Origin of the sequence: Deinococcus misasensis DSM 22328 (assembly GCF_000745915.1) — a bacterium.
In the GTDB taxonomy this organism is placed as follows: Bacteria; Deinococcota; Deinococci; order Deinococcales; family Deinococcaceae; genus Deinococcus_C; species Deinococcus_C misasensis.
Genome location: NZ_JQKG01000003.1, coordinates 59,080 through 77,552 on the forward strand (window position 1 = coordinate 59,080; position 18,473 = coordinate 77,552).

17 protein-coding genes are annotated in these 18,473 nt (G+C 53.7%); 10 read left to right on the plus strand and 7 right to left on the minus strand.

Annotated elements, in window-relative coordinates; translation table 11 throughout:
* Positions 1-31: 31 nt before the first annotated feature.
* Positions 32-1,729 carry an RNB domain-containing ribonuclease gene (locus Q371_RS03440; RefSeq protein ID WP_034336151.1) on the minus strand — a complete coding sequence of 566 codons (1,698 nt, stop codon included), beginning with the start codon at positions 1,727-1,729 and terminating at the stop codon, positions 32-34.
* Between the two features lie 149 nt (positions 1,730-1,878).
* Between Q371_RS03440 and Q371_RS03445 the strand changes: the two genes are divergently transcribed.
* The 4 genes from Q371_RS03445 to Q371_RS03460 all read left to right on the plus strand — a co-directional run bounded on the left by Q371_RS03445 (position 1,879) and on the right by Q371_RS03460 (position 6,286).
* Positions 1,879-2,877, plus strand: a complete 999-nt coding sequence (locus tag Q371_RS03445; protein ID WP_034336154.1) for a helix-turn-helix transcriptional regulator — start codon at positions 1,879-1,881, stop codon at positions 2,875-2,877.
* 89 nt (positions 2,878-2,966) lie between these two features.
* Positions 2,967-3,494, plus strand: a complete 528-nt coding sequence (locus Q371_RS03450; RefSeq protein WP_034336157.1) for a WapI family immunity protein — start codon at positions 2,967-2,969, stop codon at positions 3,492-3,494.
* A 107-nt stretch (positions 3,495-3,601) separates the two neighbouring features.
* On the plus strand, positions 3,602-4,114 hold the full coding sequence (locus tag Q371_RS03455; protein ID WP_034336160.1) for a hypothetical protein: 513 nt from the start codon (positions 3,602-3,604) through the stop codon (positions 4,112-4,114).
* Positions 4,115-4,546: 432 nt separating this feature from the next.
* Entirely contained in the window at positions 4,547-6,286 is a 1,740-nt protein-coding gene (locus tag Q371_RS03460; protein ID WP_034336163.1) for a thiol-activated cytolysin family protein, read from the plus strand.
* A gap of 87 nt (positions 6,287-6,373) precedes the next feature.
* On the opposite strand, the gene Q371_RS03465 is transcribed toward Q371_RS03460, so the two are convergent.
* Positions 6,374-6,583, minus strand: a complete 210-nt coding sequence (locus tag Q371_RS03465; protein WP_157442491.1) for a hypothetical protein — start codon at positions 6,581-6,583, stop codon at positions 6,374-6,376.
* Between the two features lie 95 nt (positions 6,584-6,678).
* Complete coding sequence (locus Q371_RS03470; RefSeq protein ID WP_034336169.1) at positions 6,679-6,945, minus strand: hypothetical protein; 267 nt, start codon at positions 6,943-6,945, stop codon at positions 6,679-6,681.
* Between the two features lie 217 nt (positions 6,946-7,162).
* Between Q371_RS03470 and Q371_RS03475 the strand changes: the two genes are divergently transcribed.
* On the plus strand, positions 7,163-8,707 hold the full coding sequence (locus tag Q371_RS03475) for a glycoside hydrolase family 43 protein (protein ID WP_034336173.1): 1,545 nt from the start codon (positions 7,163-7,165) through the stop codon (positions 8,705-8,707).
* 72 nt (positions 8,708-8,779) lie between these two features.
* On the opposite strand, the gene Q371_RS03480 is transcribed toward Q371_RS03475, so the two are convergent.
* Both Q371_RS03480 and Q371_RS03485 read right to left on the minus strand, forming a co-directional pair.
* On the minus strand, positions 8,780-9,133 hold the full coding sequence (locus tag Q371_RS03480) for a DUF1304 domain-containing protein (RefSeq protein ID WP_034336176.1): 354 nt from the start codon (positions 9,131-9,133) through the stop codon (positions 8,780-8,782).
* Positions 9,134-9,326: 193 nt separating this feature from the next.
* Positions 9,327-10,418: a LacI family DNA-binding transcriptional regulator gene (locus Q371_RS03485; RefSeq protein ID WP_034336179.1), complete on the minus strand. Its 1,092-nt coding sequence runs from the start codon at positions 10,416-10,418 to the stop codon at positions 9,327-9,329.
* 47 nt (positions 10,419-10,465) lie between these two features.
* Between Q371_RS03485 and Q371_RS03490 the strand changes: the two genes are divergently transcribed.
* A complete protein-coding gene (locus Q371_RS03490) occupies positions 10,466-11,644 on the plus strand; it encodes an MFS transporter (protein WP_034336181.1) in 1,179 nt (392 codons plus the stop codon).
* Positions 11,645-11,779: 135 nt separating this feature from the next.
* On the opposite strand, the gene Q371_RS03495 is transcribed toward Q371_RS03490, so the two are convergent.
* Entirely contained in the window at positions 11,780-11,968 is a 189-nt protein-coding gene (locus Q371_RS03495; RefSeq protein ID WP_034336184.1) for a hypothetical protein, read from the minus strand.
* Positions 11,969-12,195: 227 nt separating this feature from the next.
* Here Q371_RS03495 and Q371_RS25230 point away from each other — a divergent pair, with 227 nt between their 5' ends.
* The 3 genes from Q371_RS25230 (at position 12,196) to Q371_RS03510 (ending at position 16,653) form a co-directional block, all read left to right on the plus strand.
* Positions 12,196-12,861, plus strand: coding sequence for a MerR family transcriptional regulator (locus tag Q371_RS25230; protein WP_169743783.1), 666 nt, complete (start codon positions 12,196-12,198; stop codon positions 12,859-12,861).
* 71 nt (positions 12,862-12,932) lie between these two features.
* Positions 12,933-14,186 (plus strand): vWA domain-containing protein, encoded by a 1,254-nt coding sequence (locus Q371_RS03505; RefSeq protein ID WP_034336187.1) that lies wholly within the window; start codon positions 12,933-12,935, stop codon positions 14,184-14,186.
* A gap of 262 nt (positions 14,187-14,448) precedes the next feature.
* The gene (locus tag Q371_RS03510) at positions 14,449-16,653 is read left to right on the plus strand and encodes a diguanylate cyclase domain-containing protein (protein WP_034336189.1); all 2,205 of its coding nucleotides are present in this window, start codon (positions 14,449-14,451) and stop codon (positions 16,651-16,653) included.
* Positions 16,654-16,658: 5 nt separating this feature from the next.
* Here the strand turns inward: Q371_RS03510 and Q371_RS03515 are convergent, their stop codons facing one another.
* Positions 16,659-17,033, minus strand: coding sequence for a hypothetical protein (locus tag Q371_RS03515; RefSeq protein WP_034336192.1), 375 nt, complete (start codon positions 17,031-17,033; stop codon positions 16,659-16,661).
* A 399-nt stretch (positions 17,034-17,432) separates the two neighbouring features.
* Between Q371_RS03515 and Q371_RS03520 the strand changes: the two genes are divergently transcribed.
* A complete protein-coding gene (locus Q371_RS03520) occupies positions 17,433-18,473 on the plus strand; it encodes an LptF/LptG family permease (RefSeq protein ID WP_034336195.1) in 1,041 nt (346 codons plus the stop codon).

The following is an 18,473-nucleotide window of genomic DNA, read 5'->3' on the forward strand; positions in this document are numbered from 1 at the left end:
AGAAATCCGCCATCCTGCCTTTCAGAATGGCTTAGGGCATTTCCTCTACCCGCACCACCCCATTCTTGAAATCCACTTCTCTGGAGACAAAAAGGCTGTCCAGATTGGCCCGAGCAGGCAGCAACACAGGCAAACGCAAATCCTCCATCTGGTTGCCCCTCTTGCTGTTGAGGATTTTGCCTTGCCAGCCACACTCATGCACATACACCAGCAACCAGTGCTGAACAGACAACCTTTCGGCTTGCCTGACGGCATCCCGCAACTGGTCCTGACTGTGGATGGTTTCCAGCAACTGGGGACCCGAGTAAGCGTTCTGACCGGTCCAGAGGCCATAAAGCTGCTGCTGCACCATCAAATCCACATTGCGACGCATGGGGCTGGTGGCGTGGGTGTAATACGCCTGACCGCTGCTGTGGTGGCCGCTCGGGACGGTGGTGTACTGGGTGGGGGCCAGAAAGCGCTCCGCCGTCTGCTTGGCATAGACCATCGGAATGTCCTGTTCTCTGGCATGATCGGCAATGCCACCGTTGGCCAGCACCATGCTCTGCCACACCAACTGATCGGCCAGACCCTCTGGACGCTGGTCCAGCACGATCTGGTCCCCTTTGACCTTCACCGAAGGGCGGCTCTCGTGGTGGGTGTCTTCCAGATGGAGCACCTCTTGAAGGTCCGGCCAGAGTGCTTTCTGGCGCAGCTTTTCTTCCGCTTCAAGGTAGCTGAGGCGCTGAACGCAGACGGTGCTGGGGTACACCTCTATTTCACGGAAATCCCCATCTGGGTGCCAGTGCAACTGGACGGTGATGGCCTGCTGCTCTCCCTGCATGCGGCAACGGTGCATCAGAGATTCGGGCAGCATGTGGATGATTTTGTGCGGAAAGTAACGGCTGCTGACCCTTGAAACCACCTGTTCACTCTGGGAACTGAAAGGGGGCAGAAAGCGGGCCACATCTGCGATGTGCACATACAGGCTTTCCCCATCCCATGAGATGGCATCGTCCGGGTCGGTGCAGTCCGCCTCGTCGATGGCCAGACTGAGCAGGTGACGTAAATCCCTGCGCTCCAGAAGGGTCTCCTCGACTTCCAGATCTTCCAGAGGGTGCTGCAAGCCAAATGCCTCGGGGTAAGGATCAAACCTGAGGGGCCAGAATCCGGTGTGAATCAGCATGCGGTGCTTTTGCTGCACATCGAGTTGCAACCCGAGCTGCTGCTCCATGCGGCTCTGGCGGCCTTTCAACACCGAGTTGGCCAGTTCCTGCTGTTCGCTTTCCGTGAGTTGCCACTGCCCGAAGCGCTTCTTGAGGTCCAGCAGTTCTTCTTGCTGGCGGGCTTTTCTGGCCCTCTGGTCCAGCACCTCCTGAGGCACCGCCTCGATCTGGCCGTCTTGCACATCAAACAACGGACTGGCCCAAAAAAGCTGCAAGGCCCGGACCAGTTGGGGAGGGGTGCTGTCTCCCAGCAGCAAAGCACAGGCTTCTGTGAGAGGCAGGCTCTGGCCTTCCAGCAACACATGCAATTCTTCAAGGTCCTGCTCAGAGCCCTCAGAGGAGGGCGCAGGGATGCTCTGGAGGGGGCCGGGATGCAGCATCACCACATCTTTGGGCCGGACTTTCACCGTGCCACCCGGGTTTTTCAAAACAATGCGGTCATTGGCAGCCAACTCCTGAACGAGGGCCAGTTTGCTCTGGTGCAGCACCAGACTGCCCACAGGGGGAAGGGACGTTTGCGTCATGGTTCACAGGTTACACCTTCTGGCAGACAGGTATTGACGCCTGCATGCAGGTTTTTCTTGAAGGGGCGTCAGGTGCTGTCGTGGGCGGGTCCTACACTGTGACACACATTGCAAGTGACAGACACTGCAAGCCCCCGGAGGTCCCGCCCATGAATCTCTCTGGCCGCACCGTGCACAAAAGCGAACGCCTCATCCGCATTCTGGACATCCTGAAACACACCGCCCTCACCAGCACGGAATTGCGCAAACGCCTGAACCTCCCAGAGCGGCAAACCCGCACCCTGCAACGCGATCTAGAACTGCTGGTCAGCGCAGGGGACCTGACGCGCCGCAACGATGGCCGTTACGAGAGCACCAGCAAGAAGCCCTCGTCGTTCAACCCCGCAGAAGCGCTTGCTGCTTACAGCGCAGCCCGGTTGCTGTACCACCATGCCGCTGAATACAACGAGCATTACCTGTCCATGCTGGAAAAACTCACCTTCAATTTGCCCGAGCCTGTCCGCAAAATTGCCGAGCAGATGAACCGCACCTACAGCCAGAAACCCAACCGCACCCAGAGCCGCAGTCTGGAACACTGCTCCATGGCATGGCTGCAAGGCCAGTGGCTGAAATTTGACTATCATGCCAGTTCCACAGGCAAGAAACGCACTGTGGAACTCTCCATTTATTTCATCGAGATCAACCCCCACAACCGGGCTGCTTACGCGATTGGTTTTGAACGCACCAGCAAAAAACCCGCCATCCGGGTGTTCAAAGTCTCCCGCATGAAAAACACGCAAGTCCTGAAAGAAACCTTCGAGATCCCCGAGGATTTCAACGCTCTGGGCTTCATGCAGCACGCATGGGGGGTCAGTGTGGGCGACCCTCAAACACTGGTCTTGCGTTTCAAACCCGAGGCCAGAGAACACCTCCTCGAAGAAAACCTTGAATTCCGGGCCAGACGGTTTGAGCTGCTTTCAGACGGCTTTACCCTCGTTGAATTGACCGTTGCCAACCTCTGGGAGGTTGTGCCATGGATCAAAGGTTGGGGGGCATGGGTCCGTGTGGAAGAGCCCACAGACCTGCGGGAAACCCTGATGCAGCAACTGCGTGAGACTCTGGCGTATTACGCAGAAGCAGGGGAACCGTCTCAGCAGGTTCATGCCTGAGAGATGAAGCTCTGTGGCCTCCATTGGAAAACAAAAGAGGTTTCTCTTGGAGCATGACCCAGATTTTGGGCTTGCTACACTGAACTTGCATGCAATTGATGACAGGTCAAATCTCAGTGGAATTGAAGATTTTAGGGTACTTGTTCCCTGACAAAACAGATTTTGATGGATCGAACCGATTGATGATTCTCCTGGAGATGCAATCTCCTTGGGGACTGTGGAGCCGAAATGATCCGTGTCTTGAAGTTCTGGAAGCCCAAAGACTCCTTCATTGGTTCCAAGAAGTGGAACGCCATTTTGATTTCTTTGCTGGATGGAAGACCAGTCATTTGGATTCATCTGAATGCTTCATAGAGCCCAATCTGGAGTTCTGGGTCCGTGGAGGACAAGTGATTCCTAGACCTGAAGGCACTCTGGTCATGGACGTTTTGTTTTCCCATGAATTTTTGCCACCTTTTTCCAGTGAATTGCCTCATGATATGCTTTTGGAGGAAGAGAAGGTGCATCAGGTCCTTTTGAGGTTTTATCTGACCCATGAGCAATTGAAGACTTTGATCCGTCAATGGGAACAGGACATGACTCCCTTTCCAGAACGTTATTCCAAAGAAAAATGGTAACTGCTCAGCACGGCAGAGGATTTCGTGCTGAGCAGTTAAAAAGAAACCTCATCAGAAAAAATATCAGAAAAGCCTTGGAATTCTAAAGGTTTGCAAGGAGAATAGAAGTGATAGATGCAGACTTCAAAAAAATGGAATCAAGAGAGCTTTTGTTGGACAATCCGATAGCATATCTGTTAAGTAGAGAGAATCATGTGTTTTGTAGTGAGATTGGAATTCCTATGGCTTTGAACGGTATTACACCTGTTTATGATTTTTATCTACTCAAACCTGATGAATATAAATTAATCCACTATAATGAATGTGACTATATTGTGATTGCTGACAGGGGGAATGATACATATTTTGCAGCAAGAAAAAATGAAGACATGGTATACTTTTTTAATATAGAAGATGATATTGATAGAATTTGGGAAGTAAATTCAAATATTGAGAAGTTCATACGTACATTAATTTTAGTAGAGAATTTACTTTTGATTGAGAGAGATTATACCATAGAAGACTTTAAAATAGATTTTTCAAGACTCGATCCAGATATATACTATAAACCACTAATCGGTTATTGGAGTGAATATATTGCCAATGAAGATGGATCATGCTATGGTTCAATTGATATTTAAATTACCATGTCTACATTTTCAATTCGTAATTGTGATTAAATGTTTTAATTTATAATCAAACTCTAGTATAAGAGTAATTGGTCTATAATTATAATCTATAATTGTAATAGGTGAATAATTTACTGGTGCACAGTTTGATAATTGGTTTTTAAAATAAAGAAAGAGTCGCATGAAGTTAAGCGGTGCTGGTTGTGCATTTATCCTATGCCTTTTTGATGAAATATCTTTGATGGAGTATCATCTTGGGCCACTTGTTTTACACTTGGGTACTTTTGATGTCATCAGCATGAATCCACCTCGCGGATTCCCTCCAGATTCTCACCCTGTTCAGCCAGATTCCCAGCACATTCTCAGGCCATGTGAACAATGAGAGGCATGAAGCACAGGAGGTTCGGCTCAGGTGCTTTAAATTCACAACCCTCCAGAGGAAACATGCAAACATCCTTGCGCATCACTGCTGGCATCGCCCTGTCTGTGGCCCTGATGGCCTGCGGACAGACCACCCCCCAGAGCCCTTCCCAGAACAGCAAAGCGGAACCCAACCGCATTTTGCCTGTGGTGATCACCCGTCCCACCGTGAACATCAAGAACTTTTCGGAGTTGGAGGCCAGAGCCGCTTCTCAGGGGGTGTCCATCTTTGAAGCTTCCATCCCTGCACCTGCTGTGGCTGCACCCCTGCCCATGGTGCGCTCTGGAAGCACCGCTGCGACCAGTGGTGGCATTGGCAAACAGGACCTGACCGGCACCAAAAACGACATCCGCAATTATGTGTTGCCGTGGTATGGGGTGCCCATTGGAAGCACGTTGCCTCCCATCAATCAAAGTGGTTCCACGCAGGTTCAGGATCCCAATTCCGATCCGATCTGCTCCCTGACCCCTTACGATTTCCAGAACCCTTCAGAAGACCTGATGAACGTGGACAGCAACCTTGACACCCTGTACCCCGGTTCTTTTGTGCAAGGGGCTTACCTCGGGGATGGGGCGAACAGTCTGGTGGCTTTGCCCGTTTCACCCAACAAACGCAACCCCATCCGTCTGGCAGGGAAGGGATATTTCCAGCCGTTCTGGACCGCTTCTTCCTCTGCGGGTGATGTGCATTACGGCATCCGTCAGGCGCTTGCCAACTCTCAGGGCTTCATGTCGGGTGATGTGTTCGTGGACATCCGCAGTTCCAACAGCATCGACACACTGGCCACCAAACTGAGTTTCAATGCCAAGATCATGCAGGCGATTGACCTGAAAGGGGGCTTCTCGGGCACTTGGCAGACCACCAAGAAGAAGTACATGATCACCTTCGTGCAGGGCATTGCCAGCTTCATTCCAGACATGGTCAACTCCGATCCCAGCGAAGTGATCAGCGATCCCATCGGCGTGTTCCTGAAGAGCGACACCACCCTCAATGACATCAAAACCCTTGAGAGCTTCGGGTACATGGGTCCCAGCAATGCGCCTCTGTACGTCAGTCAAGTGAACTATGGCCGCCTGATGATCATCACCGTTGATGAAAACGAACGCACCAAGCAACTGATGGCCACGCTGGAAGCCTCCAAAGGCAACAACAACGTGCAGTTCGAGATGACCCTGAACAGCATCGTGCAGGACGCCTCCACCAAAGTCTTTGCCAGAGGACCTTTTGGCAAGCTGGAAGTGGCAGATTTGCGTGCAGGCAAGTGGACCGACTTCTTCGAGGCGATCCCTGCAGATTACCCTGCTTTGCAGGCCATGGAACCCATCGGGTTCAAGCTGCGTGACTGGAAAGGCCGACCCGTCAAAGTCAGCAACTTCTTGCAGTACAACAAGGTCAATTGTGACCCCAGACCTTCCAAGCGGGTGCAAATCCAGATTTCTGACATCTACAAGAATGCTGGGGTGACCCTCAAGAAAACCGGAGACACCGCTTTCAACACCACCATCCTGAGTCCCTCCAGTTCAAGCTCTGGGGTGATTGACATCAACGGTTATCTGGGTGGCAACAACGACGAAATCCGGGTCAGCAATGAGGGAGACCGTCCCAACTGGATTTCCCGCTGGCAGCGGAAAGTCAACCTGAAAATCTGGGTGGATGGCGTCCTGAAATTCAATCAGACCAGCGAATGCAAAGGGTGCCACTCGACGGACAATGCCTTCACAGTGTATGTCAACAAATACACGGGTGATGTGATCCAGAGGTAAAGTTTCAAACCTTCAGAAACATGCAGCCTTGCTTCGCCACTCTGGTTTTTCCAGAGTGGTTTTCTTTTTGAGTTTCACTTTAGAAAGTCAACCTTGCTGTCGGCTGACCCTCTGGCAGCGCAATTCCACAGCCATCCAGTCTTCTTCGACGACCAGAGTGCTGGATTGGTTCTGACTGCCTTTCAGCATGAGGATGCAACTGTGGGGGCGTGTGCCTTCCACCACAGCGTAAATGCGTTCAACGGGCAGGGACTCTGTACCCCGAGTGGTCATGACTTGCACCTGTGCGTGTTTCAAGTGGACCTCCATTCTGGCTTCAGGGTAACCCTGTGGAATCACGGAGATGTCCCTGTGCTGCGGGTTTTTGGTGTTTTCGTGCAAATCCTGTTGAATCAGTGCTCGATTTTCAGCGGGCTCAGGCGCAAAGTGACCTGATGCATGTCATGCCAGACAATGCCTCCCTCAATCAGGGTGATGGTGTGTTCTAGCAAATTCAGTTGCACGATGTGACAGGGACAACCATCGGCTTGAATGGGTTCCTGAATGTCAAAGGCGTCCACCAGTTTCTGAATTTCAGGTGCAGCACCGATGGCCACCCAGTGGGAACCCGAGGGGTGCAGAAAAACCGACACATTTTGCCCAAAAACCCGCAAGCGCATGCCTTGAGTATGGTCTCTGGAAAGGTTTTCCTTGGAAGCAGATGCTTCAATTTAAAGGAAGGATTCAGCCTCGCAGAGGTGAAACTGAGGTGTGTTGGGGAAGAGGCTGAGCCTGCTTCAAACTTGACTTTCGAATCGATTCGATTTTAAGATGAATTCACTCCAAATCCATTTCTTCCCCATGCCTGCATCCACATCCAGAGCCTGAAAGGACCCCATGAGCTACCAGAACCCCATCATCCCCGGTTTCCATCCTGATCCCAGCATCGTGCGGGTGGGAGAAGACTTCTATCTGGTCACCAGTTCTTTCGAGTACTTTCCAGGCGTCCCCATCTTTCACAGCCGGGATCTGGTGAACTGGCAACCCATCGGGCACGCCCTGACCAGAGAAAGCCAGTTGAAATTCCCCAACTGGGTAGCCTCTGGCGGCATTTTTGCCCCCACCCTGAGGCACCACAACGGCACCTTTTACATGGTCACCACCAACGTCAGTGGAGGGGGCAACTTCTTCGTTCACACCACGGACATCTCGGGTGAGTGGTCCGATCCGGTGTGGCTGGATCAGGGTGGCATCGACCCGTCCCTGTTTTTCGACGATGACGGCAAAGTCTACCTGACCTCCAGTTGGGGCAAAGGCTGGCCTTCCCCCGATGAAGTCACCCTTGAAGACGGATACTGGGGCATCCAGCAAAGCGAAATCGACCTCCAGAGTGGCAAGTGCCTGACCGAGCCTCGGGTGATCTGGTCCGGCACAGGTGGACGCTACCCCGAGGGTCCACACCTTTATAAAATCAATGGCAAATACCACCTGATGATTGCCGAAGGGGGCACCGAACGGGGCCACATGATCACCATGGCCCGCAGCGACACCCCCTGGGGACCGTGGGAAAACTGCCCCCACAACCCGATCCTGTCCAACCGAAGCATGCAAAGCCCGTTTCAGGCCCTCGGCCACGGCGATCTGGTGGAGACGCAAGATGGAAGCTGGTGGATGGTGTGCCTCGGGATCCGTTTGCAGGGCAACCCGGAAACCGGTCATCTGGGAAGGGAAACCTTCCTGGCTCCGGTCCAGTGGAACAGTGAAGGCTGGCCTGTGGTGGGTCATCAGGGGCAACTCCGCAAAAACCACGCCCGTCCCAACCTGCCTGCTCACCCTTGGCCCGAGCAAGAACAAGACCCCTTTGCTGGCTCCGAGTTGGGTTTGCAGTGGGTCACCATGGGCAACCCCACAAAAGACTTCTGGTCCCTGACCGAACGGCCCGGAAGTTTGCGTTTAAAGGGAAGCATTTTGCCTCTGGAAGCAGGGGAGGGGGCTGCTTTTCTGGCGTTCAGGCAGGAAAGCTACACCTGTGAGGTGCAAGTCACCCTTGATTTTGCCCCAGAGCAGGAGAGGGAAGAGGCAGGCATCACCGTGTGGGCCAACCCCAACCACCACTACGATTTGCTGGTCACAAGGCAACAAGGAAAACGCATGGCCCTTTTGCGGAAACGCATTGGAGACCTGCTGGACATTCGCTCTGGTTTTGAGCTTCCAGAGGGACCCATCACCCTGCTGATTTCTGCACAGCCTGAAACGTACACTTTTGCTGTGCAGCAAGCAGGCCAGAGCCCAGTTCAGGTGGGTTCAGGGGTGGCCCGTTACCTCGCTCCAGAAGTGGCCGGAGGGTTCACCGGAGCAATGCTGGGCCTGTTCTGCTCTGGCAATGGGCAAGAGGTGTCAGGTCCAGCCTTTTTCTCTGGCTTGAAGGTCCAACTGCGTTGATCCATTTCAAAAATGCATGTCCAGAGAAAACCTCTCGTTCTTCTGTGAGATGTTTTGAAAGGCTGACTTGTTTCAGCCGATCAATAGGACAGCCAGCAAGGCCAGCAGAGCAGGCAAACCCTGCACCATGAAAATCCTTGGGCTGACGGTCAGACCACCGTAGGCCCCGGCCACCAGCACGCAGGCAGCAAAAAACACCTTGATGTCTTGCTGCCCAGAGATCAACCCCCAGAGCAATCCTGCAGCCAGAAAACCGTTGTAAAGCCCCTGATTGGCTGCCATCGTTTTGGAGGCTTCGGCAAACTCGGGGGTGGTTCCAAAAATCTTGCGGGTACGAGGGGCGGTCCACATGAACATTTCCAGCACCAGAATGTAAAAGTGTTCCAGCATCACCAGAGCAATCAGCACGTCAGCAATCCAGTTCATCCCTCAAGCATAATGTCCAGAGACAACAATTGAAAGCCAAAGGCCACCCTTTGAAATCATTGGAAGTCGCCTGTTCGTTTTCGATGCAAATAAAATCGTCTTTCATGTTTTGAAAAATGAAAATGGTTTTTGATTTGAGAAACCCATTCCTGAGCATGGCTTTCAAATCTTGCGCCTCTTGGTTTTGAATGTCTCAGTTTCCTCTGGGTGGCCCAGACGTTTTGCGCACTTTCAGGTGGGTGGGCAGAATGTGCTCCAGAGGAGGGGTTTTCCCTTGCAAGGCCAGAATGAGCGCCTCGCCTGCACATCGGCCTTTGTCTTCAGAAGACTGGTGGATGGTGGTGAGGTCCCATTGCTGGGCCTGTTCTCCATCATCGAATCCGATCACTGAAAGGTCCTCTGGAACCCGCATGCCACGCTCTCTGGCAGCCATCAAAGCTCCAAAGGCGAGTCGGTCGTTCATGGCCAGCAGGGCTGTGGTTTCAGGATGCTGGTCCAGCAACTGGTGGGCGGCCTCCAGACCCGAGGTGGGATGGTTGCTGCCACACAGGTAAATGGGGATTTGGTCCCGTTGGATGTGGCCCTCTGGAAAAAGACCTTCCAGATACCCCTGCAAACGGGCTTTGCTGATGGGATAGGTGCCCGCAATGGGTGCCTGAGGAGAAAACCATCCCACTTCTGTTTGGGCAGCCAGCTTGAATCCCAGAATCCCCACATGCTGGTGCCCGAGTGCTCGCACATGCTGGGCGGCTTCTCTGGCGGCCTTCTGGTCTTCGATGCCCACAAAAGGCAAGTTCGCCTGTCTGGGCTGATCCACCACAATGATCGGAACTTGCCTTGCTTTTGCCGCTTCCAGACGGGCATCGTTTTCAGAGATGGAATACAGGATCAGACCGTCCACGCTGGCTTTTTGCACGGTGGACATTTCAGGTTGGGTGCTCAGCGGGGCCGGAATGAGCAGCAAACCCAGTCCAGCGGCTTCGGTGGCAGCGGTGACCCCGCGCAGGAATTGGGCGGTCACTTCATCGCTGAAGGCCAGAGGGAGTTGCTCGGGGTAAAGCACCCCCACGGCTCCGGCCTGTCCGAGCCTCAGGGACCGGGCAATGGGGTTGGGGCCGGGATACCCGAGCTGTCTGGCGGTTTCAAAGACCTTTTCCCGGAGTTCTGCAGAGAGGTGATGGGGGCGGTTGTAAGCGTTGGAGATGGTCGCAGGGGACACGCCGAGGGCTGCGGCCACATCTTTCAGGCTGGCCCGTGCCCGGGGTCTGGGGTCTTCCCGTTTCATGTGGTTCCAGTGTACGATGTAAATCGATTTACATAAAGGACCCCCACATGACCGAGCACTCCACCCCCACATCTTCTTCTGTTGCGCCGCAAAGTAAATCGATTTACAAAGCGGAGCTTCCCTCCCTTTTGCACACCCTCACAGGATTGCTGTTGTTCTTGCTGCTGGGTGCTGTGCAAGCCCTCTATGGCCCCACCCTGAAAGGCCTGTCCCAGAGCCTGCAAGTGCCCCTCCACACCGTCAGCTTGCTGGTTTCGGTGCATGGAGCGGGGGCTTTGCTGGGGGTGCTGACCCTTGGATCTCTGGTGCATCCACTGACCCGTTACCGCATTCCTTTTGCGCTGGGCTTGCTGGTGGGTGGTCTGGTGTTGTTGTCTCTGAAATGGTGGGTGCTGGCCTTGCTCGGGGCTTTGCTGGTGGGCTTTGGCTTTGGGGTGCTGGCGGTGCGTACAAACACCTTTTTTGCCACCCGTTACGCAGAACGCAGCCCTTCCATGGTCAATCTGGGCAATGCCACTTTCGGGATCGGTGCAGTGCTCAGCCCGTTGCTGGCCGGACTGCTGACTGCAACACCACACCTCCCTTATGTCTTGATGGCTGTGGTGGGAGGGTTGCTGATCCCTCTGGCCCGCACCCTTCAGGAAGGATCTTCTGTTGCAGCGGTTTCTGAAACCCACAGAAGTGCCTCCTCCAGCACACTGCTCTGGATGTTTCTGGTTTTGACTGCTGTGGGCACCGGTCTGGAGTCCAGCAGTGCCTTCTTTCCCACACATTTCCAGAGCACCGGACTCTCTGCAGCACAGGCTGCCACGTTCACCTCCGGTTTCTTTCTGGTGTTCACCCTCGGGCGTTTGCTGGGGGTGCCCCTCAGTGTCCGCCTGTCTCCCTTTGTTTTGATGGGCTTCAGTTTGCTCTTGAATCTGCTGCTGTTGCTTTTCCCTTCTCCGTGGACGCTGGTCCTCAGTGGAGCAGGGGTGGCTTTGTTTTTTCCAAACTTGCTGAACTGGATGATGCAAAGCTTGCCGGGTGCAGCACAGCTCACTTCCCGGGTGGTGGCTGCTGCCATGGTGGGGGGCACCCTGATGCCTGCTCTGGTGTCCAGATGGCTCGCCCATGCCGGGGATGACCGTTTGCCTCAGGTGCTTCTGGTGATCACCCTCTTGACCCTGCTGGGCATTCTGGGCCTCCACCTGCATCTGAAAAGAGCCACTTCCAAATTCCACTGAAAGCTTTGAATACCAGAGGGCTTGCTCACAGGGCAAGCCCTTTTTGTTTGGATGCATGCAACCCAAAGAAAAACCCCTGCTCAATGGGTGCAGGGGCGTTCAACAACTGAAAAACACAAATGCAAAAGTTCACTTCTAATGGGAGGTGGTCAAAGAAAAGGAGGGGAGGTCTTTGAGGTCTTCATGGGTTTTGAAACGGCTTTTGGAAAGGGTCTTGAAATCTGTTTTGAAATCTTTGTTCAGAGAACGGTCCATCAGGAGCACGAGGCCCAGAAACATCAATCCGAAAATCAGTCCAATTGCGAGTGAGATGAGGAACAACATGTTTCCCTCCTTTCTGATTGACAGGTTACAGCTCTGGACTGAAAGTTCACTGAACCTCCCTGAATGTGTTCTGAGACTTGCTGAACCCCTTCTGAAAGCATGTTTTTTTCAGGTGCCCTGTCACAGTGGGCATCTGGGCAAGGCATCCTCTGGTTGTATTCTGACAGTTTAAACTGACATCTTTTGGATATTGACAGTTTGATCTGTCAGTGATACATTGAATGCAGATGGTGAACCTCAAGCACCACCAGAGTGGCCAGTGGAACCTTGACGATTTCGTGCAACTGGCCAACGACCTGCTCCGTCGGTTGGACATAGAGTCCAGAGACAGAGACCCCTTAAACCCCCGTCTGGTGCGGTATTACACTTCCCAGAGCCTTTTGGACCCTCCGGAAAAACAGGGTCGGGAAGCCCGCTACCTGTACCGCCACCTGTTGCAGGTCTTGCTGGTCCGGATGCTGCTGTCCAGTGGTTTTCAATCTCTGGCGATTCAGCCTCTGGTCAACCGGGATTCGGACCTGTTGCTTTCAGACCTTGAGCGCTATCAGCAAGCCCATCAAGCGCCTGCACCCTCCAGAAAAGCCAACAACCCCGCCACCGACTTTTTGCTGAAACTGCAAAGTCCGGCCCCCAGAGAAGAACGCAAAAAAGCGCTCTCTGAAAGCATGGCCGAGCAAGTGTGGGAAGCCCAGATGGCCCCCCCTCCTGTGCCTGCCATGGCACCTCTGATGTCGGCTCTTTCTCAGGAACCCCTGCCAGAGCAGTACCAGCGTCATGTGTTGCAGGACGGCCTTGAATTGCATCTCTCTGACCGCTACGAGGCCCCAGAAGACCCCCAATCCAGAGAAGCCTTGCTGAAACGCATCCAGCAGATCCTCAAAATCGAACCGTAAGCCCATTTTTCGTGTGCCACAGACCAGAAACCCTCTGGTCGGGCCTTTCACACCTCAAAAAAGGAGCAACCATGAAACCCAACATTGAAATCGTCCCCCTGAAAAGCCACCTGCCAGAAGGTCTGCCCTGTGACATGGATGTTTTGATCCGCATTCATGCCCCTGTGCGTCCAGTAGGTCCGGAAACCCGCCTTCCCCTCAATCTGGCTCTGGTGCTGGACCGCAGCGGAAGCATGTCCGGACGGCCCATCGAATATGCCAGACAGGCCGCCCGGGTGGCTGTCCAACAAATGAAAGATGGAGACCGGGTCAGTGTGGTGGCCTTTGACGATCAGGTGAGCATTCCTGTGGAAAGCACCGTGCTGACGGCCAGCAATCGCAATCAGATCATGGGGCTCATCGACAGCATCGAGACCAGAGGCAGCACCGACCTGCACTCGGGTTGGCTGAACGGAGGGCTGCAGGTCTCAAGTTTCCTGAACCCTGCTCACCTGAACCGGGTGATCCTGCTCTCCGATGGAGAAGCCAACCACGGCATCACTCAACCCAGCGAAATCCAGCAGAACGTCTCGGGTCTTGCAGACCGTGGTGTCTCCACCAGCACACTCGGGATGGGGGACCACTTCAATGAAGACCTCCTGCAAGGCATGGCCGAAAGTGGAGACGGCAACTACCACTACGTCAGTGACCCCAGAGAACTCCCCACCTTTTTTGAACAGGAACTGCTGGGCCTCAAACACACCTTTGGACGCAAAGTCAGCTTGGGCCTCGAACCCAACGGGCGTTACGGCATCAAGATCAAAGAGGTGTTCAATCCCTTCCAGAGGATTTCCACCGGCAGATTGAAATTGCCGAACCTCGGGTATGGCAAGACCATCGATGTGGTCATCCGTCTGCATGTGCCAGCCCTCACCCGCAAAGATCTGGACAGTGCAGAAGCAGGGCTGTTCAGGGTGCGCCTTGCATGCGACACCAGCAACGAACGCATGGTGCTGCGCCAGCAGTGCAACCTGCCCCTTCTGGACCCCATTCAGTACGCTGCCTTGCCCACCCATCCCCTCACTCTGGAGAAGCAGGCCCAACTGGAAGTGGCCCGCGACAAAGACGAAGCCATGGAGCACCTGGACCGTGGAGATTATGCTTCCTCCAGAGCGGCTCTGGAACGGGCCAGAGGCAAAATTGGCATTGCCATGAGTGCCCCCATGGTGGCCCGAGAAGAGGCCGAGATCCAGTCTGTGCTGGACCACATGGATCAGGGCAATGTGCAGCGTGCCCGTAAGGAAAGCAAGTACCAGAATTACCGCAAACGCACTTCCAAAGAGTGAACACGTGCTGCATTGATCCGTGAAACAAGAAGATTCAAACGAATCCTCTTGTTTCAAAACCTCCCACCAGAGACCCAGTCCCTTGTTCTAAAGTCAGATGCTTTCAAGACGGAAAGCATGATCGCATGGAGCCCTTTGCTTTTGCAGAGGGCTTTTTGCTTGGTGTTCACTCTGGACAGCAGGTCACTTTGTTTGCTGAACAAGACCCCATCTCACTGCTAAACTGAAGTGAACCTGTTTTTTGCCCAGAGGAGAAGGCCCATTGCTTGAAGCCCCTGTGATCCCACTGAACCGTGCCCTGTCCACCACCAGAACGCTGGTGTGGTTGTTGTTGGGTCTGACTGTTCTGGTTTTGCTGGTGCAAAATTTGGCGGTCCATGTTTCGCCCCAATGGTTTGCTCTGCAACCCTGGCCCCCTCTGGCCCTTGCTGTTCTGGGTGGGTCTTTGATGGTCCTTTCCAGAGCTCGCACCCCCAAACAGTTTCGCTGGGCACAGTGGATGGTGCTTCCTGTGGGTCTTCTGGGAGCGGTGAAGGTTATCACTGAAGTGTTGGGGTGGTACGCGTTTTTTCCGGGCTGGGAACAATGGTCACCGGGGGCTGGTTTGTTGATGTTGTGCAGTTCACTGGGTGTGCCTCTGCTGATCCGGGGTGAACGTCGGCTCACCCAGAACCTGATTTTGTTTGTGCTGCTGATGGCTCTGGTGTCCTTGCAAATCCAGTTGCTTCACCCTCAGGTGGGAACAGACATGCACAGCTTTCTGTCTTTTCCGGTGTTCACGGCCCTTGGATTTGTGCTCTTTGCCGTGGCACACCTGATGCTGCAACCTGCGTTTGGCATGTCCAACATTTTGCTGGAAGGCACCCTTGGAGGTTGGCTTGCCCGTCTGATGGTTCCAGCAGCGGTGCTGATTCCCACACTGGTGGGCTGGGTGTACCACACGGGTCTGGAAGCAGGCTGGATGAACGCAGACACAGGCGCCCTGTTCATGGCGGTGTTCAGCATGCTGTTCATTGTGGCTCTGGTGTTCCCTCTGGCACAGATCATTCACCATTCAGCAGTGCAACAAAAGAAAACCCTGACTTCGGTGCGTTTGCAGGAACAGCGTTTCAAACAGGTCACCGAATCTGCCGCAGAAGGCATCATCACCCTTGATCTCTCTGGAAACATGCTCTGGTGGAATCAGGCGGCAAGAAATGTGTTCGGGCATCTCAACGATGAGGTGCTGGGATCACCTTTCACCGTTCTTCTGCCCGAGCAAGACCACATCCACCATGAAGCCATGCTGGACAAAATTCATGCTGGAGAGGATGTTCCAGTGGGCCACACCTTTGAATTGCAGGGCCTCAGAAAAAACGGGCAGGTGTTTGTGATGGAGGTGTCTCTGGCTGTTTGGGACATCGAAACCGGACGGTATTGCACACTGATGGTGCGTGACATCACCTTGATCAAAGAAGCCCAGCAAGAGGCCAGAGATGCTTTGGAGTATGCAGAAACCCTGCTTGCCGTCTCACGCACTCTGGAAGAGGACCTGGAACCTCTGGAAATGGCCCGTCAGGTGGCTTACCGCATTGCCCAGAGCATGCAACTGGACTGGGTGGCGGTGGGGGTGCAGCAGCACAGCAAATTGCATGTGCAGCCCCTCTGGTGGTCTGCGCGTTCCAGAGGGGTTTTTGCTGCCTCTGTGTTTCCAGAGCTGAACCGAGGGGTGGGCATTGGCTGGCAGGGTCTGCTGGAGAAACGGCCCATCTACGTGGATGATGTGCTTTCACACCCGGCCAACCATCCGGTGTATCAGGACAGTGGAGTGACGGCCGTGGCCACTGTGCCGATTTTGCATCCTGACCCCGAGCAGAGCATGGTGGTGGTGGCCAACCGCGTGGACTGGCTCTCGGGATGGGGCCACCGGGACAGAGACCTCTTTGAATCGGCGGTGCGTTCGGTGGGCATTGCCATGCAAAGGCGCCTGATGGTGGAACAATTGCACCTTGCTGCCCTCACCGATCCCCTGACGGGGCTCGGCAACCGGCGGGCTTTCATGGACAATTTGCACCTCTGGATGGAACAGGATGTCAGGGTGCAAATTCTGGTGATGGATGTGGATGGCCTCAAAAAAGTCAATGATGTTCAGGGCCATGAGCGGGGCGATTTGCTGTTGAAACTTTATGGTGAAGCTTTCAAAACCCATCTGTCTGGGTTGGGGCAGGTGTACCGTCTTGCCGGAGATGAGTATGCAGCCCTCATCACCGAGATTTCTGGACTGGAACACCTTGAAAGTTTGATTTGTCAGGCCGTTCAAGATGTGCGTGATGCTGGATTTCCAGACAGCAATGCCAGTGTGGGGGTGTCGGTGTTTCCTCTGGAAGACCGCACGATAGAGGGGCTGGTTCAACGTGCAGACCATCGCATGTACCAGATGAAATCCGAGCACAAACAGGCCCAAAAGTCTTTGCATTCAGAAGTGTAAGAGGGTCAGTGGCGGTACCGTTCGGGGTTGTGATGGGAGCCGTACAATACTTTCTCTGCATCCTGTAAACGTTCATTGGGCAGCAGACACACATATCCCTGATTTTCATAGAGGTGAATCACCAGAACCGTGTGGCTTCTCTGGCGGCTGGCCAGATTCAGAATTGCATTTTCCAGAGGGGACTGGTGGGCACACGGGCTGCACAGACCGGGCAGGTCCAGACCGAGTTTTTGCTGGAGTTGCCGTTGCTGCGCAGGAGGGGTGAAAAAGTCTTCCAGTGGCCCAAAGCAGTAGGTCAAATCGGCGAGTTCCTGAATGCCTTGGGCAGCTTCAGGTGAAACAGGATTGAGGTGAAGGGTTGGCAATTGGGTGTGTGGCATGGTTTTCGCCTCTTGAATGGAGGGATTGGGGTCAATTGCCCTTTTTATAGGACACCTGTCTGAAGAGAACCTGTAGACCGGGCTTTAAATGAAGAAATTCTTCAGAGATGGCTGAAATTTCCGTAAGATGGATCGCAATTCTGACCAGAGGAGGTCGTTTCTGCTGCACACCATGTTGAAAACCCTGATTGAAAACTGAATTCCAGAGGTGCATCCGTTGTTCCAAGACTCGGAATGTTGTTTGTCTCGAAAAAGATGTCAGATTGGGTGTTTTGAATCAAGCTTAAATTCATGTGTCACAAAACTGATTTTGATGTGAAGAGAATGATTTTACAATGAGTTGTAAAACACGGAATCTTCAGTGAAATTCTCATCTGAGGTTTCTTTAAATTGAAACAAATGCGACAAATCACGGCTTATGTGTTGAAGGAAACCTTACCCCTGTATCTTGCTGGCTTCAGCATCTTCATGGTATTGATGACCACAGACATGCTGGCCTCCTACATGGGATGGATCATGCAGTTTGATGTCTCCTTCTGGGCCGGTTTTGAATTGTTTTTTTTGAAAACGCCCCAATTCATGTCCATGGCTCTGTCTGCTGCCATTCCTTTTGCCATTTTGATGACCTTTGGCAGGTTGGCCAGAGACAGTGAACTGAAAGTGATGCTGTCTTCAGGCATCCGGCCCATTCAACTCATGGTGCCGATGCTGGCTCTGGGCGCAAGTGTGGTTCCTGTGCTTCTGTGGGTGGAGCATCAACTGAAACCCATGGCCAACTTGCAACACGAAGAAACCTATTACCGTTTGTCCGGGTTGCCCACCCGGGTGCAGCAAGAAGAAATGTACACCCAGGTCCACAAGGGCATCCTTTATACAGCGGGTTCTGTGCGCCGTCAGACGGATGACCTGGCAGTCCTGAAAGGGGTCATGGTGCGCACGGAACACCACACTTTCACTGCGCCCAGTGGAACATGGGATGTCAAGAAAGGCACATGGTCTCTTTATGATGTGAAACAGGTCAACCACAACACTGGCACATGGGAACCACGGATCAGCATGGATTTTCCTTCCCCTGCTGCCCAGCCCAATTTCACAGAAAAATCCAGTTTCATTCCCTCTGGCCCGTTGCAAAAACGCATGCATGACCCAGAGTTGCCCCTTGCAGAACAGCGCAAAAGCCAGATGGAATGGGGGAGGCGTTTTGCAGACCCCTTCACCGCCCTGAGTTTCGCACTTGCTGCCTCAGCGCTGGGCCTGTTGCTTCGGGACCGCTCGTGGGCCTTCATTCTGGTGGTCCTGATGGTTTTTGGATATTACGTGCTCTGGATCCGCACGCCTGCTCTGGCCGAAGTGGGGGCTTTGCCCGTCTGGTTGGCGGTCTGGCTGCCCAACGGGGTGTTTGCAGCGCTCGGGTTGGCTGTGCTGCGCAGGTTGCTCTGA